Here is a 19423-nt window from a genome sequence, read left to right on the forward strand (position 1 = left end):
AACGCCCTGGTGCCTACACGATCATCTGTGTGATCGGCCATAACGGCCGAGAAAAGAGTACGGTGCGAGCGTGTTTCCCTCGTCCTCTGACGTGGGCCGCGAATCGTGGGACGGACCCCCGCCGGGCCCGCGGCGTACGGCCCCGAACGCTTACGGCGCGCCCGGCGCGGCACCGGTGACCGCTCCCGACGAGCGGCGGGAACGCGCCGCCGCCCGGCGCGCCCGCCGGGACGGACCGAGCGGCCTCCAGCCGACCGAGCCGGCGGATTCCGAGACGGACGCCGAGGAGAACGAGGACGACGCGGAAGAGGTCGAGCCGGTACCGGTACGGCGGTTACTCTCCGTTGCCGTCGCGGGGTTCGCGGGGCTGCTCACCCTGGGACTGATCATGGGCGCCCAGACCGCCGGACCGGGTGGCGCACGCGTCCCGTACGCGATAGTGATCTTCGGGGTGCAGTTGCTTTTCGTCCTGGCTTGGACGATGGCGATCCGCCCGCCGGCGCTGCCCCTGGTGGCCGGCGTCTGCATCGCGATCGCCGCGCTGGCGGACTTCGCCGCGATCTCGCCCGATACCGCGACCATCGCACCTGTCGGCTACGTCGCCGTGGGTGGTTTCGTGGCTGGGGTGCTCGCGCAGCTCATCCGGCGCGTCGACCGGGTTCGGGTCACCGATTCACTGGGCGCGACCCTGCTCATCGTGGTGGGCGTCGTCGCGTTCGCAACCCTGATCGTGCTGGGCCGGGTGCCGCTCGGTACCCAGGCGATCTTCGTCTGTCTGACGGCGACCGGCGTGTCGCTGGTCGTGGCGCGACTGACCGACGCGGTCTCCGCCTGGCCGCGCCTGGCGCCGCAGGTGCCGCGCGGCGCGGCCGGCGTCGTGCTCGGCGCGATGTGCGGCACGCTGGCCGCCGCGGTCATCGGCAGCTACGTCGTGGGTTTCACCCCCGTCAGCGGCGCGGTGGTCGGCCTGATCGCGGCCAGTGCGGCCGGTCTCGCGGACTTGGCGGCCGGGTACTCCGAAGCGGGTCGCCAGATGGCCGGTGAGCCGCCGACAATGTGGATCGCTCGGCACATGCAAGGGCCGCTCGGAGGGTTCGCGCTCGCGGCTCCTGCCGCTTATGCGATGTGCGTCCTGTTTCTCACGTGAGCGTGGCGCACAGGAAGACCGGGTATAAACGACGAACGTGACGACGTACACGTACGCCGACGAACGCACGCAGCCGCGCCGACGCAAGCGGGGCCGGCGGGTGCTGACCGTACTCATCGTGCTGCTGATCGTGCTGTTGGGGCTCGTGGCGGTGGCCGACCGGGTCGGCGCCTCGATGGCCGAACGTGTGATCGGCGACGAGATCAAGCAGGAACTCGTCGCCCAGGGGCTGGAGACGTCGTCACCCGAGGTGAGCGTCGGCGGCTTTCCGTTTCTGACCCAGGTGCTCGCTGGAGAGTATGAGTCGATCTCCATCCGGCTCCGCGACGTGGAGGGGACGCTCGAAGGCGAAGGCGTCCGGCTGCCACGCCTGGACGTCGAGGCGCGCACCGTGACGGCACCCCTCGACACGCTGCGGACGCAGCAAGGCGAGATCACCGCCGGCACCGTCCAGGGCACGGCCATCGTCGCGTACGCCAGCGTGATCGCCCTGATCAACCAGCCCGGCCTGCAACTGTCCGAACGGGACGGTGTGCTTTCTGTCACCGCTCCGCTCCAGGTACTCGGCCAAGAGGTCACCGTGAAGGGCAACGCGGAGCTGTCGGTGCGCGAAGGACGGGTACAGGTGTCGTTCGTCAACCTCTCGGCAGAGGGAGCGCCGCAGGGCACCGAGGAACTGGTGAACGCGTACGCCAGGGACATCTCACTCAACCTGGCGCTGCCGGAGATGCCCTTCCAGCTTGAACTCCAGGATGTCAAGGCCCAGTCCGACGGGCTGGCCGTGACAGCCGCCGCCCAGAACGTGCCGTTGAACCAATCGTGACCGGGCTGTCCCGGATGGTGAGTCGCTGCTGTTACCGGCGGAAGAACGGCTGGTAGGCTGCTTGCCCATGGGGACGCTCCTCACCAAACGGCGCGCGGTCGACCTGTGCCGCGTGGCCACCTGCCTGTGTCGCCCCGTCATCTGACGGCGGGGCCGGTGCTGCGTACCCTCTGATCCATCTACGCCCGGCAGTGGCGCCGTCGCACGTACCCGTGATCGTCCAAATCAATGGGTCGCGCGCCACGGCAAGAGTTGAGCGCCTAAGCGCCGACCTCGAATCAATCCTCACAAGGAGCTCATTCGATGAGTCGCGACACTGCACTCGTATCCGCGGACTGGGCAGAGAGCAACCTCGACGCCCCAGGTGTCGTCTTCGTCGAGGTCGACGAAGACACCACCGCCTATGACGGTGGACACATCCCCGGAGCCATCAAGCTGGACTGGAAGACGGACTTGCAGGACCCGGTGCGCCGGGACTTCGTCAACAAGCAGCAGTTCGAGGCGCTGCTCTCCGAGCGCGGCATCTCCAACGACGACAAGGTCATCCTGTACGGCGGCAACAACAACTGGTTCGCGGCCTACGCGTACTGGTACTTCAAGCTCTACGGGCACGGCGACGTCCGGCTGCTCGACGGTGGCCGCAAGAAGTGGGAGCTCGACGCCCGCACGCTCAGCAAAGACGCTGTGAGCCGCGAGGCGACCCAGTACACGGCGCAGGACCCCGACGTGTCGATCCGCGCGTTCCGCGACGAGGTGGTCGACGCGATCGGCACGAAGAACCTCGTCGACGTGCGCTCTCCCGACGAGTACGCCGGCCGCCTGCTCGCCCCGGCCCACCTCCCGCAGGAGCAGGCCCAGCGCGCCGGACACATCCCGACGGCACTCAGCGTGCCGTGGAGCAAGGCCGCCAACGAAGACGGCACGTTCAAGTCTGACGACGACCTGCGTCAGATTTACGGCGAGGCGGGGCTCGACGACTCCAAGTCGACCATCGCGTACTGCCGCATCGGCGAGCGCTCCTCGCACACCTGGTTCGTGCTCAAGGAGCTGCTCGGTCACCAGGACGTGAAGAACTACGACGGTTCGTGGACCGAGTACGGCTCGCTGGTCGGCGTGCCCGTAGCCCTCGGCGATGAGCCCGGAAAGGCGTGACAATGACTGCCGTTACCTCCGCGGGTTGCGCCGCGCCCGACCAGGCCGCTCCGTTGCCGGCCAGCGTCGACCTCGAGAAGGAAACCGTGATCACGGGCGTCGTGAGCGACGACTCCGGCGAGGCGGTGGCCGGCGCGTACGTGCGGCTACTCGACTCGACCGGTGAGTTCACGGCCGAGGTGGTCACCTCGCCCGAGGGCCAGTTCCGGTTCTTCGCCGCACCCGGCACGTGGACGCTGCGCGCCCTCTCCCGGCACGGCAACGGTGACACCACCGTGACCGCCAGCCAGGGCATCAACCAGGTCAGCGTCACGGTCGCCGCCTGACCTCAGAGCAACAGCAAAGGAGGCGTCCCCCAAGCCGGGGGACGCCTCCTCGCGTTTATGGCTCGGTCAGCTTCCACGCTCGTACGAACTCTCGATAGAGGAACTGTTCGAAGGGGCGGCCTCGGAAACGCCGAACTACGCCCTTGGCCATTTCGCGGGTCCCGAAATAGAGCCCGCTGACCACCGGTAGGCCGGTAATACTTCGCGTGACCGATGCCACCCCGTCGACCAGTTCGCGCTCGAGCGGGGAGGTCTCGGTGCGGCGGAAGCCGAGCGTCTCCAGAAGGCTATTGCGGACTCCTTCGATATCGCGTGCCAGGCGTAGGTGGTCCTCCTCGGTGACGCACGAGGCGACGGCGGCTCGCAGGTCCGCTGCGGCTTCCCGGTAGCGCTCGATCCGATCCGCCACGACCTCGATCCACTCTTGGTCACCGCGCTTGGCGGTTTCACCGTCTCGCCAGAGCCGACCGCCCAGAAGCGGAAGTTCGAACTCGAGCAGGCGTACGCGGACGGACTCGATCTGGCCTGCCGCCTGCGCGATCGAGTCGTGAATTCCTCGGACGGCTTTGATCACTTCAAGAACGAGGCTCCTGTCGACGCCCCGACGGTTGAGATCGAACGTGACGGAGAAGTCCCGGCGAATTGGATGAGGTTGGTAGCAGAGGGTCGCGGCCTCGGCCCGCGCCTGATAGCGGAGACCCCGCGCCAGCGTTGCCATCAGATATTTGCCCTCGCCCGGCGGGGCCACCGGCTGGAGCGCGCGGTGGAGCACGACGGCTGCCGACCGGGCCCACTCGCCGAATGCGTCGCTCTCGATCCCGTCTCCCGTGTTGATGCGGGCGTGGTGATGCCCGCTTACCCGTACCTGAGCGGCTTGGAACCTGGCCCACTCAGTCAGCCGGGCGGAGAGTGACGTGCGTGTGCTGTAACCGATGCTGTCGCAAATCAGAGCCTGATCAATGAACTGGATGATGCTTCCGGTGCCCACCGACGTCGTGAGATCGAGCAAGGCTGCTGTTTCATCGGACTGGGCAACTGTCCACTGGTGAGCGTCGAGCAGCAACGGATGCACGAGATCTCGACGCATGAGCGCCTGAAGAAGCCGCGGCAACGAACCGAAGTCCTCTGGGCGTGGGTTTGGCAGGGTGGGATGAGGCACATATGTCCGCTCCATGAAGACAAGGGACTGGACCAGTTCGACGAAGCATTGGCGAGCGAATGGATCTTGCGGTCGAGATCGTCGATTCTGTGAGGTGATGTAATCTTCGGCGCCGATCAGCGTCGTGACGTCAATGAGTACAAGGCCGCTCGCAGGCGCCTGTGTCAGGTCATCTCCAAGAACCACCGGACCTCCCTGGGCGGTCCCATGATGGTCACGTCGAATGTCGGCTCGGGGTGGCTGAGCGCCTCAGCGGTGACCGGCAGACGTTTGCGCCCGTTGGCGTCGACTCCCCAGAGCCCTACGGTCTCACCTATGCACAAGCCCGCCAGGCCATCCCACATCTTTTGCTTCGTACGATAAAAGATGGTGAAACGGTGAAATCCGCCATCGGTAAACGGGCTGATGTCGACCGCGGTTCTGATCATGTCAAGGGTCTGAGACGTCGTCCGCGTCTTGAGTTGATATCCGGCGCCTTGCAGTTTCTCTTCGAACGGGCGTGGAGGCGTGCCGGTGCTTCGGGTAACTGAGGCGTGCGGTGGCACAGGCGGTGTCGATGACGTGGCGATGATGCTTCCGTTGACCACGACCTGCCGCTTGACCGGGTCTACTGTGATCAACACCGGCTGGCGGTGGCGCCCGAGTTCCGGCGCGAGGATGAAGGCGGCAACCGGATGGAGATCTTCAAGGACGCAAACGACGGAGCAGAACTCCACCCTGTCCGGCTGTACGAACTCGGCGGTGCCGTCGATGGGGTCGACGACCCAGATCAGTTTTGGCGACCGTAGGACGTCTTGGCGTGCTGCCGTTCGCCCGTCTTCCTCGCCAACGATGACCGCATCTGGATCGAGCTTGCGGATCTTTTCGACAATGCGTCGTTCGACAGCGATATCTGCCTCGGTCAGCAGCGTCGCATCGGCCTTGGTGTCGATCTGTAGGCCTGACAAGTGGTTGCGATAGCTCCGAAATGCGGGGAGAAGGTCGCGTGCCAGTTCGCTCCACAATGCGTTGAATCGCATGGCGCGAGTTTCCCACGTGACCGCGGTCCGTGGCGCTACCCACGGACCGCGGTCACACTCAGGTCAGATGCAGCTTTGTTCGAGGGTTATGTCGGTGGTTTGGGTGACGCCGGGCTCGATCGGTACCCGTTGGGTGGTCGCGAGCCAGCCGTCCTTGGACACCACGACGTCGTACCGCCCACGGGCCAGCCAGTACGAGTACTTGCCGCTGGAGTTGGCCGACACGGTGTACGTGTTGTCCGGGTTGGCCCGTGAGATGAACCGCACCGTCGCCGGTACGGCCACGATGTCGCCGTCACACGTCACGCCGAGCACGGTGCCTTCGATCTTGCCCCAGTTGGTCGGCGGTGACACGTTCAGGCTCACCGAGACCTGCGGGACCGGGTACGGAGAATTGGTGCGGATGCCCAGCTTGGCGCGGTAGACGCCGGGCTGGTTGACGCCCTTGAGCGGGCTGGCGTCGACCGTCAGGGTGACGGTTCGGGAAGCGCCCGGGGTGAGGGTGAACGTTGTCACGTTCTCCGACAGCCACGGCACGTCGCCGATCTCGTCGCAGAGGTCGAGCCCGCCGCCGAGCCGTTCGCTCTCGACGGTGCTGTTGAAACCGCCCGGTGATCCACCGATCTTGTACGTCCCGCAGGAACCGGCGCCCCGGTACCGGGGGAACTGGGTGGCCGGCAGCTCGACCCATGCGTTGGTGCTCGGGTTGAACGCGATGCTCCGGTTGGTGATCGTGCTGAACCCGTTGGTCACGCCGCCTGCCAGGATCAGCAGGCCGCTGGCCGTGGAGTGCGCGGAGCCCCACAGGTCGAGCGGCAGGTCGGGCAGGGCCGTCCAGCGGTTGGTGGCGGGGTCGTACACGAACGCGTCCCGGTGCGAGACCGTCGAGGCGCCGCCGCCGCAGTACACCTTGCCGGCGATGCCGCCACACGACTGGAACGAGACGAGGTGCGGGTACGCCGCCCGGGCCGTGAAGGTGCCGGTACCCGGGTCGAACGCCAGCACGTCGGTCGAGTCCGGGCATGTGCTGTCGACGCAGCCGGCGACCAGGTACACCTTGCCGCCCACTACCGCGATGCCCGCCGCCGCCCGTGGCAGCGGGTTGACCGCTCCGGGAACGGTGCTCCATGTCTCGCTGGCGGGGTCGAAGACGTCGACGGTGGCGACGACGTCGTCTGGGCCCCAGCCGCCGAAGACGTACAGCTTGCCGTTGACGGCTGCCGCCGACGGCTTGGACCGGGCGCTCGGCATGGCAGGCAGTGCCCGCCAGGAGCCGGCCGCCGGGTCGTACACGTACGCCGAGCGTTCCCGGCCGGTACCGCTGCCGCCGCCGACCGAGTAGATCTTGCCGTCGACGGTGGCCGCTGCGTTGTCGAAGATCGGCACGGGGAGGTCGGCGATCCGGCCCCACGCGTCGTCGATCAGCGTGCTGGCGCGTGGCGCGTACGCCGGCAGCTTGCCGTCCGACGCCTGCTCCTTACGCGCCCCGCCAGGCACGGCGACCTCGGTCAGCCGCGCGCCCTGCCGGCTCATCGCCTCGAACCCGCCGGTGAACTCCAGCAGATCGAGCTGTGCCGGTGCGGTACCCGTGTTGGTGATCTTGACGTTGGCCGTGCGGGTGCGGCCGATTGGCGAGTACGTCTCGACCGACGTCTTGTCGACGGCGATCCGTGGCGCGGTTATCGGGAAGTCGAGCCGGGCGGAGCCGTTGGCTGCCACCTGCACGGACTTCGTCGCCTGCGGGTACCCGGCCTTCGTGGCCGTGAACTGACGGTTGCCCACGACGGTCGAGAAGAGCCAGTAGAAGCCGTCGGCGGCCGACGTGCCCGACTCGACAGGTGGGTCCACACTGGACACCTTTACATCGGACAGCGGGGTGCCGGTGTTGGCGTCGGTGGTGTAGCCGACGACCAGGCCGCCCGGCACCGGCTCGCAGAGCCGGTTGACGATCTGGACGTTGTCGACCTGCCACCACCAGGCGAACCGGCCGTTGAACCGGAACCGCACGAGCGCGTCCGAGTCGCCCGCGACCGGGAACAGTGGTACCTCTTCGACGCGTGGACCGCGGCGGCTGGTGGCCTGGTGCCACACGTTGGTCCACGACGCGCCGCCGTCGCTGGAGACGTCGATGTCGGCGCTGTCGGAACCCACGCCGACCGCACGCCAGTCGCTGTTGAACCGGACGTACGGCGCGGACAGGGCGGACAGGTTCAGCGGCGGCGTGACGAGGTCGGTGTCCTGCGTGTTGCCGCTGCCGAGCGCGTCACTGTCGATGATCGCGAAGCCGCCGCTGCCACCGGTCAGGTTGCCGCGGTTGCCCGGGTCGTCGAACTCCCAGCCGCCCATCTCGGTGCGGTTGACCACCGACCAGCCGGCCGGTGCCTCGGTGCCGTCGAAGCTCTCGCTCGTCGTCGGATCGGCGAAACGCGCCTGGTATCCGGGTGCGTTGCAGCCGGGGTCCACCGGGATTCTCGCGTCGACCTTTCCGTCGCTCTCGCCGACGGTCACGTCGCGGGTCACCGTCTGGTAGCCCGGGATGAGCGAGGTGAAGGTGAACCGGTACGTGGCGCCGCTGGCCAGCCCAACGCTGTACAAGCCGGTGGCCGGGTCGGTGTAGATCGGGCCGCCGGGCCGTCCGGCGATGTCGATACGCGCCGCCAGTGGCCATCCGTGGCCGGACGCGTCGGAGACAAGGCCGGTGATGCGTACCGTCGAGGCGGCGTCGAGGTTGAAGTTGGCCGTGACCGTGCCGTTTTCGGGCACCGTGACCGTCACCGACTCGCTGCGGTACCCGTACAGAGCCGCGGTCACCCGCTGCTCGCCGACGGGAAGGCTCAGCGAGTAGGAGCCGTCTGCCGCGGTGGTCGCGGTCTCGTCGGCCGCACTCACCGTCGCACCGGCCAGGGGCTTCCCCGCGGCGTCGGTGACCACACCGGTCACCTCGCCGACCTTGCGGATGGCCCTGGCGACGGCGGCGAACGCGTCGAGCCGTCCCTCGCCGAAGTTGTTGTTGTTGCCGGCGTTTCCGCCGCAGCCGGTCGAGTCGACGTCGATCGCGGTGCGGTCGAGCACGTTTCGGGTCGCCGCCACGTTGCCCTTCAGGGCTGGCGCCGCCGACCACAGTAGAGCGACGGTGCCGCTGACGTGCGGAGTCGCCATCGAGGTGCCGTTGAAGGCGGCGTACTGGTTGCCCGGAACGCTGGATCGCACGTTGACGGCGGGCGCCGAGATGTCGGGCTTGGTGGCGCCGTCCACAAGGGAGGAACCGCGGCTCGACGACACGTAGATCGCGTTGTTGATGTCATGGCCGCCGACCGCGTACGCGCCGGGCTCGTCGCCGGGCGAGTTGGCGGTGCCGCAGTCCGGGCCGTCGTTTCCGACCGCGAAGGACGGGAAGATGCCGGCCGCGACCCAGGCGGCGATGGTCTGGCGGTACCAGGGGTCGTTCTGGCCGCCGCCCCACGAGTTGTTGACGACGTCCGGGTGGAGGTCGGGGCGTGGGTTGGCGCCGTTCAGGTCGGTCGGCGCGAGCACCCACTGGCCCGAGGCGAGCAGCGAGGCGTCGGTACAGTTGCGGTCTTCGCAGCCCTTGGCGGCGATCCACTTGGCACCGGGCGCGACGCCGATCTGGTTGGCACCGCCGTCGTTACCGACCGCTGTGCCGGCAACGTGGGTGCCGTGGTCCTCGTTGTCGCACGGTGCGGGACTGCCGCACACGCCGGCCGGGTCGAACCAGTTGTAGTTGTGGTCGAAGGTGCCGTTGCCGAGGTTGCCCCGGTACTGGTTGACCAGCGCCGGGTGGTCGTACTGCGCGCCGCTGTCGATCGTCGCGACCGTGATGCCCTCGCCGCGCGTCCCGTACTCGGACCAGACCTCTGGCGCGCGAACCTTGTCGACGTTCCACTCGGCGGCCGCGACACCGCGCTCGGGGGCCTTGCCAGCCGTCACCGTCAGCAGTTGGTAGCTGCGGCTCGGTTCGATCCGTTCCACGTCCGGGCGTGCGGCGATGGCATCTACTGTGGACTGATCGCCAGTGACCTGCAGCGCGTTGGCGATCCAGAAGCTGCGGTACGGCGTCTTGCGCTCGTCGAGGTCTGCCCGCAGGTCTGCCTGGCTGCTCTTGGCGGTGCTGGTGAGCTGCTGATACACGTGCGTGGCGCGAGCGTCCGACGTCGCCTGCTTGGCGGCGCCGGCCAGGTTGGCTCGTTCACGCAGATAGACCATGAATTTGGTGGTGCCCTTGGCGTCGAGCTCGGCGACCAGGTCGGGGCTGACCGGTGCGCCGGGCTCGGCGGCGCTGGCGATGGCCGGTTGGGCCGTAACGCCGAGCACCCCCACCAACAGTGCGATAGATAACCGTCTCATTGGTTCCTCCCCCGCCCCGCTTTTACTGACAGTGCACTCATGCTTCTGGCGCGTAACGGGGGTCATCAATGGCGTCTGTCGGGCAGTTCTCGGGCAGAACTCGGGCGCGCCGCCCGGGGAATCCGCTTTATTCGCGACATTGCAGTTGACTTCGTCTATCCCAGGGCGTTGGCTGAGTGCGCACGGAGACTGCGCCCCTGGGGAGGAATGCGGTGGTCCATGGGGACGTGCCGTTGGTGGTGTGTGTATCGGCCGACGTGGCGCTCCGAGAGCGCGTGGTGCGGCGGCTCGACGACTGCGGCACCGTGGTGCTCTGCGCCGACCTGGCCGAACTGCGGGCGATGCTGTTTCCCGAGGCGCGCATCCCGGCTGAGGCCGCGCCCAAAGCCGCGAACGGTCCGGTGAAGCTCGGCGAGCTGACCGTCGACGCCGCCGGTCACGTGGTGACCTGGCGCGGCGAGCCGCTCGCGCTCACCCGCCTGGAGCGTGACCTGCTTGGCCGCCTCGCCAGTCCGCCGATCGCGGTGTGGACGTATGAGCAGCTGTTCGACACCGTCTGGGGCGGCGCCTACCTGGGTGACACCTCGATCCTGCACTCCGCCGTGAAGCGCCTGCGCCGCAAGCTCCGCGCGGCTGAGGGCGGGCCGGTGGTCGAGACCGTCCGCGGCGTCGGCTACCGCCTCCGCTTCCGTAGCATGAGCGCGTGACAGTAGACGCGCCGCCATCCCGGCGCCGCCGGTGGCTGGTAGCCGTCGTGGTGCTCTGGGCCATCGTGCTCGCCGTCATCGCGTACGCCTCCGTGCGGCGCGGTGACGCGACGGTCCGCGACCAGAGCAGCGCCGCCGACGCGCGGCCGGTCGTCGACCGCGCGGTGGGGGAGCTGGCGGCCGCTGCCGGCGCGGCGGGGGTCCTGCACATCTCCGGGTACGACCTGGAGCGCGACTGCCGCATCACCCCGGTCCGGTCGGGTGTGACGCTGACCCGCGAGGTCACCATCTACGCCCGCGAAGCGGACGGTCCGGGGCTGCTCGACCAGATCGTCAAGGCGCTGCCGGCGGGGTACGACGCGGTTGCCCGGCACACCGCGAAGGCGCACGCGCTGCGCGCGGACGCGGGTGACTTCGTCGCGATCCGGGGCAGCATCACGTCACCGGGCGTGGTGAGCCTGTCAGTCGACACCGGTTGCCGCCCGGCCGGTGACATCGAGCTGACCGAGCCCGCGGCCGACCGCAGCGTGATCAACCCCGTTCTGGGCGCGTTCGGGGCCACCGCCAAGGCTGTGACCGCTGCCGAGGCGCCATGCCCCAACGGCGGCACCGTGCGCACCGTGCGCGCCGACGCCACGCCCGGCACGCCGCCCACCAGCCTGTCCGAGCCGCTGCGGCCGCTCACGACCGGCGCGACGGTGATCGTCAACGCACCCGACCGCGTCGCCTACCGCACCCCTCAAGCCGCCGTGTCCGTCGACGCCGACGGCGGCGACCTTGCGATCGCCACGACCACCGGTTGCTAGTAAACGAGGGCCTGAGCGCCGTCGGCCAGCGACTCCTCGACGAAGGCGGCCGCACCCGCGATGCGTACGCCGGGGATCACGTCGTCCGTGGTGATCTCGCGGCGGGCGGCGCACTGGGTGCAGAGGGTGACCTTTCCGCCGGCCAGGATCGCCTCCAGGAGGTCCGGTAGCGGCGCCGAGTGCGCCAGGTCGAACTCAGCCGCCCGCCCCGGCAGCGCGAACCACGCGGACTCGCCGGTCAGCCACAGCGATACGTCGGCACCAGCCGCGACCGCGGTGGCCGCCACCGTGAACGCCTGTGCGCACCGCTCCGGAGCATCCGAACCCGCTGTTGCCTTGACGATGAGAGACCGAGCCATCCCGCCAGCATAGGATCGTGCCGTGGTCACCGAGATCGGGTTCGTGAGCCTGCTGGTAGCGGGCTTCGGGGCGCTCGCCGGTGGCCTGGTCTATCTGGCCGTGCGCATCTCAAGAGGACGCTGGTGACTGAGAACCCGATCGGACCCCCACCCTGGCTCAACGCGCCGCCGGTCGACCCGTACCCGTACGAGGAGACCTACGACCTGCGCAAGGGGCCCGACCTGCATCCGGCGCTCCTGGGCCTGCTGCCGTACATCGGTCTGTGGCGCGGCCGCGGCCGCGGCGGCTTTCCCACGGTCGAAGACTTCGACTACGCGCAGGAGATCCGGATCAGCCACGACGGCCGCCCGTTCCTGCACTACGAGTCGCGGGCCTGGCTGCTCGACGAGCAGAGCCAGCCGATGCGCCCGGCCGGCCGCGAGGTGGGTTGGTGGCGGCCGGTGTTCGACGGTGACCGCCCGACCGACGACCTGGAGGTGCTGATCAGCACGCCCACCGGGATCGTCGAGCTGTACCTGGGCAAGGTCACCGGCACCCAGATCGAGTTGGTCACCGACGCGGTCATGCGCACCTCGACCGCGAAAGAGGTGACCGCCGGCCACCGGCTCTTCGGCATCGTGGAGGGCGCGCTGCTGTACGCCCAGGAGATGGCCGCCGTGGGCCACCCGCTCTCGCCACACCTGTCCGCCCGGCTCATCCGGGTCGGCGGCTAACTCACGCACTATTATCGGTTGGTGTCGGAAACCTCACTTCCGGAGATCCTGCGGGCACGTGGCCTGCGGTTGACGGCCCAGCGCCAGTTGGTTCTGGAGGCCGTTCACGAGCTCGGGCACGCCACGCCCGAGCAGTTGCACGCCGCGGTCCGCGAGGTCGCCGCCGGAGTGAACATCACCACGATCTACCGCACCCTGGAACTACTCGAGGACCTCGGGTTGGTTACCCATACGCACCTGTCGCACGGGTCGCCGACCTATCACCCGGTGAGCGAAGATCAACACGCCCACATGGTGTGCCGGCAGTGCGGCGCGGTGAGCGAGGTCGAGCCGGAACTGCTCGCGCCGCTGGCTGAGGAGCTGCGGCGCCAGCGTGGTTTCGAGGTCGACATCGGGCACCTGGCCTTGTTCGGCACCTGTGGGGAGTGCGGATGATCAACGTAGCGGGAGCGGTGGCGGTCGAGGCCATCGATCCGGACTCGCGAGACGCGGGCGTGGCCGCCCACTACGGCGATCCGATGCGCGAGCAGCGGCTGCTCGCGACCGACGTCGGGCTTGTCGACCGCTCCCACCGGAGCGTGCTGGCCGTGCCGGGCGTCGAGCGGGCGAGCTGGCTGCACAGCCTCACCACCCAGCACCTCGCCGGCCTGCGTGCCGGTCAGGGCACCGAGCTGCTCGTCCTCTCGCCGCACGGCCACGTCGAGCACCACGCGCTGGTCGCCGAAGACGGCGACACGACCTGGCTCGACACCGAGCCGGGCAGCGGGCCCGACCTGCTCACGTTCCTTTCGAAGATGCGGTTCCTGACCCGCGTCGAGCCGCGCGACGCCACGGCCGGGTGGGCGGTGCTGTCGCTGGTCGGCCCCCGCGCGCTCGAAGCGCTCGGACTCCCGCTGAAGGACCCCGAGGTCCGCCCGGTGCCGGGTCCGAAATTCGCCGCCGGCTCCATCCCTTCGACATCGAGCAGCCTGTACGCCGTTCAGGCCCTGCCGTCCGGTGGCCTTGCCCGACGGGGCCGGTTGGGTGTCGACCTGATCGTCCCGCGTGACGCCGTCACCGACGTCGTGGCATCCCTCGGCGTGCCGCTGGCCGGGCTGTGGGCGTACGAGGCGATCCGGGTGGCCGCTCGGGTGCCCAGGGTGGGCCTGGAGACCGACCACCGCACGATTCCCGCCGACGTCGACCTGATCGGCCCGGCGGTGCACCTCGACAAGGGCTGCTATCGCGGCCAGGAGACCGTGGCCCGCGTGCACAACCTCGGGCGGCCGCCGCGCAGGCTGGTACTGCTGCATCTCGACGGTGTGGCCACCGACCAGCCGCCGGCCGCCGGCACACCGGTGACCACCGAAGACGGCCGCGCGGTGGGATTCGTCGGCACGGCGGTGCGCCATTTCGAGCTCGGCATGGTCGCCCTGGCCGTCCTCAAGCGCAACGTCCCCGACGACGCCGTCCTCCGCGCCGGCGAATCGGCAGCTGCCATAGATCTAGGCTGAGTGCATGGGTACGTTGATCACGGTGGCGCCTACAGGTGCCGAGTCCGCCAAGGCTGACGTGCCGGCGCTGCCGGTCACACTCGACGAGCTGGTGAGCACCGCCAAGGAGTGCGAGGCGCTCGGTGCCAGCGTGATCCACGTTCACATCCGAGACGCCGAGACCCGGCCGACGCTCGATCCCGGCCGGCTCCGCGAGACCGTCACGGCGTTACGAGAGAGTACCGGCCTGATCGTGCAGCTCTCCACCGGTGGCGCGGTGACCGACCCGGAAGACGCCCGGCTGGCCGTACTCGAAGCCGGCCCCGACATGGCGTCCTGCACGATGGGCACGGTCAACTTCGGCGACGACGTGTTCCTCAACCGCTGGGAGTTCGTGGTCGGCCTGCACCTGCGCATGCAGCAGCTCGGCGTCGTACCGGAGTACGAGATCTTCGACCTTGGTCACCTGACCGCGTTGCAGCGCCTGCTCGACAAGTGGGGCTTGCCGGCCGGCGGCCACGTGCACGTCGACCTGGTCATGGGCGTACCGGGCGGCATGCCCGGCACCACCGAGGCGCTCGTGGCCTGCCGCCAGGCGATGCGCGACCTGCCTGAGGACACCACGTTCTCGGCCACCGGCATCGGTCGCAGCACGATCCCCGTCATGCTGGCGTCGCTGTCGGCGGGCGGCCACCTGCGGGTCGGCATGGAAGACACCGTCACGTACGCCAAGGGCCGGCCAGTCGAGTCGAACATGCAGCTCGTGGCCCGCGCGGTCGGCTTCGCGCAGCTCGCGCAGCGGCCACCGCTGAGCACCAGCGAGGCCCGCACACTGCTGGGCGTGCCCGCATGACCGAGCTGGCTGCGGGAGGCGGCGCATGACCGTGCTCGCCGAGGTGGTGCGCTCAGGGTTCGTCGAGGGGGTGCACCGCGGCTCGGTAGTGGTCCTCGACGCCACGGGTGCGGTCGTCGACTCCGCTGGCGAGGTCAAGTCCCCGATCTTCCCGCGCTCGTCCAACAAGCCGCTCCAGGCGATCGGCATGCTGCGCTCGGGGCTCCGGCTGGCCGACCAGGCCGACCTGGCGCTCGTCTGCGCGAGCCACTTCGGCGAAGACTTCCACGTGGCCCGGGTGCGGGCGCTGCTGCGCACCGCCGGGCTGGACGAGTCGGCGCTGCGCTGCCCGCCCGACCTGCCGCTGTCCGCGCCCGCCGCGGAGGCGGTACTGCGCGCGGGCGGCGGCAAGGCCCGGATCCAGATGAACTGCTCCGGCAAGCACGCCGGGATGCTGCTCACCTGCCTTGCCGCCGGCTGGCCGACGAAGGAGTACTGGCTGCCCGATCACCCGCTACAGGAGCGCATCCGGGCGACGGTGGAGGAGTTCGCCGGTGAGCGGGTCGCCGCGGTGGGCGTCGACGGGTGCGGCGCGCCCGTGCTGGCCATCTCGCTGACCGGCCTGGCGAGTGCGTTCCTGCGCCTGGTGAGCGGTGCGCCCGCCTCGCCGGAACGCACGGTCGCCGACGCGATGCGAGCACATCCGGAGCAGGTTGCCGGCACGGGCGTCGAAGACACCCGGCTGATGCAGGGGGTGCCCGGCCTGCTCGCCAAGGGCGGCGCCGAGGGGGTTGTCGCGGTGGCGGTACCCGACGTGGGCGCGGTGGCAATCAAGATCGATGACGGCGGGATGCGGGCCCGCATGCCGGTACTGGTTTCGGCGCTCCGGCGCCTGGGCGTGACCGCCGAGGTCCTGGACTCGCTGGCCGAGACCCCGTTGCTGGGCGGTGGCGAGCCGGTGGGTGCGGTACGCGCCGCCTGGTGACCCTCGATGTGACCTGAGACCCATGTTTGCCAGTAGTTAGCGAATCGCTTGCAGGAGCAAGCAGTGCGGGCTACCTTCGAGTCATGGCCACCCCGAAAGATCTGCCCCGCGACATCGGCGGCTTCATCCGCGACCTGCGGCGTAACGCCAAGATCTCGTTGCGGCAGCTCGCCGACCAGGCCGGGGTCAGCAATCCGTACCTCAGCCAGGTCGAGCGCGGCCTGCGCAAGCCCAGCGCCGAGGTGCTCCAGCAGCTGGCCAGCGCGCTGCGGGTCTCCACCCCGGTGATGTACCTGCGCGCCGGCCTGCTCGACGCGCTCGACGCCAAGGAGGGCCAGGGCGTACTGGCGGCCATCGCCGCCGACCCCGACCTGACCCTGTCGCAGAAGCAGTCGCTCAGCCAGATCTACGAGACCTTCCGCCGCGAAAACGCCCGGCACGCCGAGGAAGAGGCGCCGGGGGAGGCATCCTCGCCCGAAGCGGCGACCGCCGATGAGGCCGTCATCGAGTCGGTCGCGGTGACCGAAGGGGGCGCCGCACCGGCACCCAAGCCAGCCCGTAAGACCGCCAAAAAAGCGGTCAAGAAGGCCGCGCCCGCGGCCGAGGAGGAGTGACCACCATGACAGAGACCAAGTCGACCCGCATCCCGGCCCCGCTCTACGCCGCCGCCGGCGCTGGTGACCTGGCCTACCAGCAGCTTCGCAAGCTCCCCGCCGTGGTGAACGAGCTGGGCGAGAAGGCCGCCGCCGGCAGTGTCGACCTGCGCGAGAGGGCTGTCGCCACGCTGCGCGCCGCGAACACCGCCGCGACGAACCTGCGCGGCAAGGCCGCCAGCACCGACCTCGACGTCGACAAGCTGCGTGACGCCGCCAAGCGCAACGCGGCCGTGGTCGTCGCGGGCGCCTTCGCCGCCCAGGAGAAGGCCGTCACCGTGTACGGCAAGCTGGTCGCGCACGGCGAGCGCGTGCTCGGCACCGGTGTGGTCCAGGCCGCCGAGACCATCAACGCCGACATCGAGGCCACCGAGGCGCCCGCCGAGGTGACCGCCACTCCGGCCGACGTGCCGGTTGAAGAGAAGCCCGCCGCCAAGGCGACCCGCCCGGCGAAGCGCACCCGCCCGGCCGCTAAGTAAGTCCCCCCGAAACCGCTGGCCCGGACTCTGTTCAACGGAGTTCGGGCCAGCGGCATAAGCTTCAAGGCATGGCCACCACCGCGCCGATCTTCTTCCTCGACGTCCGGTACGTCATCGACCTGGCGCTGCTCATCTTCGCCCTTGTCATCGAGGGCGTCGCTCTCGTGCACTGCCTCACCCAGCGGGCCGACGCGTTCCCGGCTATCGGCACCCTGCCGAAGGGGGCGTGGCTGGCCATCCTGGGCATCGCCCTGCTCTTCACACTGCTCTTCTGGGCAGTCAGCATCTTCGGGCTGATCGGCATCGCGGCAGCCGCCATCTACCTGCTCGACGTGCGGGTGGGGCTGCGTGATCTGACCGACGGCAAAGGGTTCTGGTGAGGGATTTCCGCTGGCCTCCGCCGCCCGACGGCGGACCGCGGACGTACGGCCCCGGGCCCACCGCGCCCAGGACCGGGCGGCCAGCGCTGCCCGAGCCCATGACCGAGCTGGTGACTACCCCGCACGGCGTGCGCCTGGAACGACTGGTGACGGGTGCGGGCGAGCCGGTCACCGTGTTCGCGCACGGGTTGGCGACCGGCATCGCCGCCACCCGCCCGCTGGGCAGCGCGGTCGCGGGCACCAAGGTCTTCTTTCAGTTCCGTGGGCATGGTCGCTCCGACGCGCCGGCCGGCCAGTGGACGTACACGGATCTCGCCCGCGACCTGCGAGCCGTCGCCGACCTGGCGGGGGCGACCCGGGCCGTCGGTGCGAGCCTCGGAGCGGGCGCGATGTGCCGGCTGCTGGCGGAGAGCCCCGAGCGCTTCGAACGGGCGGTGTTCTACCTTCCGGCAGTACTCGATCAGCAGCGAAGCCCGGCGGTGCGTGAGCGGCTCGCGGAGCTGCTCGACGCGGTCGAATCCGGCGACATCGCGGCGGTGGCCGGCGTGGTCTCCGCCGAGGCGCCGCCCGCGGTCCGCAACACGCCGGCCGGCTGGGCGTACCTGCGGCAGCGCATCGACCAGCTCATGCGCGACGGCCTCGCGGCCGGCCTCGCCGACCTCCCCGACCAGGTCGCGGTGACCGACACCGCCGACCTGGCGGCGGTGACCGCCCCCGCGCTGGTGATCGGCTGCCAGGGCGACGACCAGCACCCGGTCGCGGTGGCCGAGGCGCTCGCCGCCGCGCTGCCGCACGCGACGCTGCACGTGTACGACAAGCCAGCCGTTCTGTGGACGAACCGGTCCGACCTACGAGACCGGATCTCGGGCTTTCTCAACGAGTAGGGTTCGGTTCATGGGTGTCACGCACCATGGCCGAACTCATCGGCTCGACCTCGCCGATCCGACGCTGCGCGAATGGGAGTGCACCGTCCTTGCCGCCGATCCCGAGCAGGGCATCGTGCTGGACCGGTCGGCCTTCTACCCCGGTGGCGGTGGCCAGCCGCCCGACCACGGCGTACTGCTCTGGCAGGGTGTGCAGACCCGCATCGTCGGCACCCGCAAGGGTGACGACCTGTACCTGCTGCCTGCCGAGGGCGACCCGCTGCCGCCCGCCGGCACCGCGGTGACCGGCGCGGTCGAAGACGAGCGGCGCAGCCTGCTGATGCGCACGCACAGCGGTCTGCACGTGCTGTGCGGCGTCGTGTTCCGCGACTTCGGGGCGCTCGTCACCGGTGGAAACATGGAGCCTGGCGAGGCTCGGATGGACTTCAACCTGCCCGAGGTGCCGCCCGACTTCAAGGCGAGGCTGGAAGACCTGGTCAACCAGGAGGTGGTCGCGGACCGCCGGGTGGAGGTGCGGGTGCTGCCCCGCGACCAGGCGCTGGCGCTGCCCGACATCATCCGCACCCAGTCCAACCTGATCCCGGCCGACGAGCAGGAGATCCGGATCGTCGACATCACCGGGCTCGACGTGCAGGCTGACGGTGGCACCCACGTGGCGTCGACGTCGCAGATCGGCAAGGTACAGCTGGTCAAGGTGGAAAGCAAAGGTAAGGCCAACCGACGGGTACGGATCAGACTCGCTGCGTAACCTTTTTGCCGCTTCAGCGGTGAAATAGTGTGGACAAAAGGCCCAAGGTGGTTTTCGCGGCGATTGTACTGATTGGCCTGCCGTTCGCGGTATGGGCGGGCTGGACCTGGGCAGGTACCGGTCCCGCGCCCGCCGCCACCCCCGTGGGCGACGGCGGCCTGGGCACCGCGCCCGTCGGCGGCAAACATCCCCGCGTCCGGATGACCTTGTCACCCTCGACCACCGTCACGCCGTCCGCCACGCCCACGTCGTCCACCTCACCCACGGCGCCACCCGCCTCGCCCACCGCCCCGGTCGATCCGACGCCCTCCCCGTCCCCCTCCGAGACGCTGGCGCCGGAGGCCACCGTCGAGCCGACATACCCGGCCACCGAGCCGCCGGCATCCCCGGACGCGAGCCCGACGCCGTAAGCT

The 19423-nt window shown here is 69.5% G+C and carries 23 protein-coding genes; 19 read left to right on the forward strand and 4 right to left on the reverse strand.

What is annotated here, in order from left to right; genetic code table 11:
• Positions 1-70 precede the first annotated feature (70 nt).
• From QMG73_RS13675 to QMG73_RS13690, 5 genes are all read left to right on the forward strand, one after another.
• Positions 71-1147, forward strand: coding sequence for a mechanosensitive ion channel family protein (locus tag QMG73_RS13675; protein ID WP_281895326.1), 1077 nt, complete (start codon positions 71-73; stop codon positions 1145-1147).
• Positions 1148-1184: 37 nt separating this feature from the next.
• Positions 1185-1970, forward strand: a complete 786-nt coding sequence (locus tag QMG73_RS13680) for an LmeA family phospholipid-binding protein (protein ID WP_281895328.1) — start codon at positions 1185-1187, stop codon at positions 1968-1970.
• Between the two features lie 67 nt (positions 1971-2037).
• Positions 2038-2115, forward strand: a complete 78-nt coding sequence (locus QMG73_RS46275; RefSeq protein WP_311202345.1) for an Ms5788A family Cys-rich leader peptide — start codon at positions 2038-2040, stop codon at positions 2113-2115.
• Between the two features lie 158 nt (positions 2116-2273).
• Complete coding sequence (locus tag QMG73_RS13685; protein ID WP_281895329.1) at positions 2274-3122, forward strand: sulfurtransferase; 849 nt, start codon at positions 2274-2276, stop codon at positions 3120-3122.
• A 2-nt stretch (positions 3123-3124) separates the two neighbouring features.
• The gene (locus QMG73_RS13690) at positions 3125-3448 is read left to right on the forward strand and encodes a DUF1416 domain-containing protein (protein ID WP_281895330.1); all 324 of its coding nucleotides are present in this window, start codon (positions 3125-3127) and stop codon (positions 3446-3448) included.
• A 55-nt stretch (positions 3449-3503) separates the two neighbouring features.
• Here QMG73_RS13690 and QMG73_RS13695 read toward each other — a convergent pair whose 3' ends face one another.
• The 3 genes from QMG73_RS13695 to QMG73_RS13705 all read right to left on the reverse strand — a co-directional run bounded on the left by QMG73_RS13695 (position 3504) and on the right by QMG73_RS13705 (position 9991).
• Positions 3504-4793, reverse strand: coding sequence for a hypothetical protein (locus QMG73_RS13695; RefSeq protein ID WP_281895333.1), 1290 nt, complete (start codon positions 4791-4793; stop codon positions 3504-3506).
• Positions 4772-5626: an inositol monophosphatase family protein gene (locus tag QMG73_RS13700; RefSeq protein WP_281895335.1), complete on the reverse strand. Its 855-nt coding sequence runs from the start codon at positions 5624-5626 to the stop codon at positions 4772-4774. The genes QMG73_RS13695 and QMG73_RS13700 overlap by 22 nt, the downstream gene beginning before the upstream one ends.
• Before the next feature lie 63 nt (positions 5627-5689).
• The gene (locus QMG73_RS13705) at positions 5690-9991 is read right to left on the reverse strand and encodes a S8 family serine peptidase (RefSeq protein WP_281895337.1); all 4302 of its coding nucleotides are present in this window, start codon (positions 9989-9991) and stop codon (positions 5690-5692) included.
• 257 nt (positions 9992-10248) lie between these two features.
• On the opposite strand from QMG73_RS13705, the gene QMG73_RS13710 reads away from it, so the two are divergent.
• A complete protein-coding gene (locus QMG73_RS13710; RefSeq protein ID WP_281895384.1) occupies positions 10249-10698 on the forward strand; it encodes a winged helix-turn-helix domain-containing protein in 450 nt (149 codons plus the stop codon).
• Positions 10695-11504 carry a hypothetical protein gene (locus QMG73_RS13715; RefSeq protein WP_281895339.1) on the forward strand — a complete coding sequence of 270 codons (810 nt, stop codon included), beginning with the start codon at positions 10695-10697 and terminating at the stop codon, positions 11502-11504. Before QMG73_RS13710 ends, QMG73_RS13715 begins: the two co-directional genes overlap by 4 nt.
• Here QMG73_RS13715 and QMG73_RS13720 read toward each other — a convergent pair.
• Complete coding sequence (locus QMG73_RS13720; RefSeq protein ID WP_281895341.1) at positions 11501-11863, reverse strand: DsrE family protein; 363 nt, start codon at positions 11861-11863, stop codon at positions 11501-11503. The genes QMG73_RS13715 and QMG73_RS13720 overlap by 4 nt on opposite strands.
• A 22-nt stretch (positions 11864-11885) precedes the next feature.
• Between QMG73_RS13720 and mtfM the strand changes: the two genes are divergently transcribed.
• The 12 genes from mtfM to QMG73_RS13780 all read left to right on the forward strand — a co-directional run bounded on the left by mtfM (position 11886) and on the right by QMG73_RS13780 (position 19420).
• The gene (gene mtfM, locus QMG73_RS13725; RefSeq protein ID WP_269746704.1) at positions 11886-11990 is read left to right on the forward strand and encodes a small membrane protein MtfM; all 105 of its coding nucleotides are present in this window, start codon (positions 11886-11888) and stop codon (positions 11988-11990) included.
• Positions 11984-12577, forward strand: coding sequence for an FABP family protein (locus tag QMG73_RS13730; RefSeq protein ID WP_281895387.1), 594 nt, complete (start codon positions 11984-11986; stop codon positions 12575-12577). Before mtfM ends, QMG73_RS13730 begins: the two co-directional genes overlap by 7 nt.
• Before the next feature lie 18 nt (positions 12578-12595).
• Positions 12596-13012 carry a Fur family transcriptional regulator gene (locus QMG73_RS13735; RefSeq protein ID WP_281895347.1) on the forward strand — a complete coding sequence of 139 codons (417 nt, stop codon included), beginning with the start codon at positions 12596-12598 and terminating at the stop codon, positions 13010-13012.
• Positions 13009-14070, forward strand: coding sequence for a CAF17-like 4Fe-4S cluster assembly/insertion protein YgfZ (gene ygfZ, locus QMG73_RS13740; RefSeq protein WP_281895349.1), 1062 nt, complete (start codon positions 13009-13011; stop codon positions 14068-14070). Before QMG73_RS13735 ends, ygfZ begins: the two co-directional genes overlap by 4 nt.
• 4 nt (positions 14071-14074) lie before the next feature.
• The gene (locus QMG73_RS13745) at positions 14075-14902 is read left to right on the forward strand and encodes a BKACE family enzyme (RefSeq protein WP_281895351.1); all 828 of its coding nucleotides are present in this window, start codon (positions 14075-14077) and stop codon (positions 14900-14902) included.
• Between the two features lie 25 nt (positions 14903-14927).
• Entirely contained in the window at positions 14928-15866 is a 939-nt protein-coding gene (locus QMG73_RS13750) for an asparaginase (RefSeq protein ID WP_281895353.1), read from the forward strand.
• A gap of 83 nt (positions 15867-15949) precedes the next feature.
• Positions 15950-16480: a helix-turn-helix domain-containing protein gene (locus QMG73_RS13755; RefSeq protein ID WP_281895355.1), complete on the forward strand. Its 531-nt coding sequence runs from the start codon at positions 15950-15952 to the stop codon at positions 16478-16480.
• 5 nt (positions 16481-16485) lie between these two features.
• Positions 16486-16998, forward strand: a complete 513-nt coding sequence (locus QMG73_RS13760) for a hypothetical protein (RefSeq protein WP_281895358.1) — start codon at positions 16486-16488, stop codon at positions 16996-16998.
• Positions 16999-17066: 68 nt separating this feature from the next.
• Positions 17067-17378, forward strand: coding sequence for a DUF2516 family protein (locus QMG73_RS13765; protein WP_265251595.1), 312 nt, complete (start codon positions 17067-17069; stop codon positions 17376-17378).
• Positions 17375-18262 (forward strand): alpha/beta fold hydrolase, encoded by an 888-nt coding sequence (locus QMG73_RS13770; protein WP_281895362.1) that lies wholly within the window; start codon positions 17375-17377, stop codon positions 18260-18262. Before QMG73_RS13765 ends, QMG73_RS13770 begins: the two co-directional genes overlap by 4 nt.
• A 10-nt stretch (positions 18263-18272) precedes the next feature.
• Positions 18273-19010, forward strand: a complete 738-nt coding sequence (locus tag QMG73_RS13775) for an alanyl-tRNA editing protein (RefSeq protein WP_281895363.1) — start codon at positions 18273-18275, stop codon at positions 19008-19010.
• 29 nt (positions 19011-19039) lie between these two features.
• The gene (locus tag QMG73_RS13780) at positions 19040-19420 is read left to right on the forward strand and encodes a hypothetical protein (protein WP_281895366.1); all 381 of its coding nucleotides are present in this window, start codon (positions 19040-19042) and stop codon (positions 19418-19420) included.
• The last annotated feature ends 3 nt before the right edge of the window (positions 19421-19423 follow it).

The sequence above is a fragment of the Phytohabitans aurantiacus genome (assembly GCF_027923225.1).
Lineage (GTDB): Bacteria > Actinomycetota > Actinomycetes > Mycobacteriales > Micromonosporaceae > Phytohabitans > Phytohabitans aurantiacus.

Bases quoted from the DNA above. Each gene is read 5' to 3' on its own strand.
- QMG73_RS13700 (WP_281895335.1), bottom strand. From the start codon at position 5,626: ATGCGATTCAACGCATTGTGGAGCGAACTGGCACGCGACCTTCTCCCC.
- QMG73_RS13750 (WP_281895353.1), top strand. From the start codon at position 14,928: ATGACCGTGCTCGCCGAGGTGGTGCGCTCAGGGTTCGTCGAGGGGGTG.
- ygfZ (WP_281895349.1), top strand. From the start codon at position 13,009: ATGATCAACGTAGCGGGAGCGGTGGCGGTCGAGGCCATCGATCCGGAC.
- QMG73_RS13765 (WP_265251595.1), top strand. From the start codon at position 17,067: ATGGCCACCACCGCGCCGATCTTCTTCCTCGACGTCCGGTACGTCATC.
- QMG73_RS13705 (WP_281895337.1), bottom strand. From the start codon at position 9,991: ATGAGACGGTTATCTATCGCACTGTTGGTGGGGGTGCTCGGCGTTACG.
- QMG73_RS13690 (WP_281895330.1), top strand. From the start codon at position 3,125: ATGACTGCCGTTACCTCCGCGGGTTGCGCCGCGCCCGACCAGGCCGCT.
- QMG73_RS13745 (WP_281895351.1), top strand. From the start codon at position 14,075: ATGGGTACGTTGATCACGGTGGCGCCTACAGGTGCCGAGTCCGCCAAG.
- QMG73_RS13685 (WP_281895329.1), top strand. From the start codon at position 2,274: ATGAGTCGCGACACTGCACTCGTATCCGCGGACTGGGCAGAGAGCAAC.
- QMG73_RS13755 (WP_281895355.1), top strand. From the start codon at position 15,950: ATGGCCACCCCGAAAGATCTGCCCCGCGACATCGGCGGCTTCATCCGC.
- QMG73_RS13760 (WP_281895358.1), top strand. From the start codon at position 16,486: ATGACAGAGACCAAGTCGACCCGCATCCCGGCCCCGCTCTACGCCGCC.
- QMG73_RS13720 (WP_281895341.1), bottom strand. From the start codon at position 11,863: ATGGCTCGGTCTCTCATCGTCAAGGCAACAGCGGGTTCGGATGCTCCG.
- QMG73_RS46275 (WP_311202345.1), top strand. From the start codon at position 2,038: ATGGGGACGCTCCTCACCAAACGGCGCGCGGTCGACCTGTGCCGCGTG.
- QMG73_RS13775 (WP_281895363.1), top strand. From the start codon at position 18,273: ATGGGTGTCACGCACCATGGCCGAACTCATCGGCTCGACCTCGCCGAT.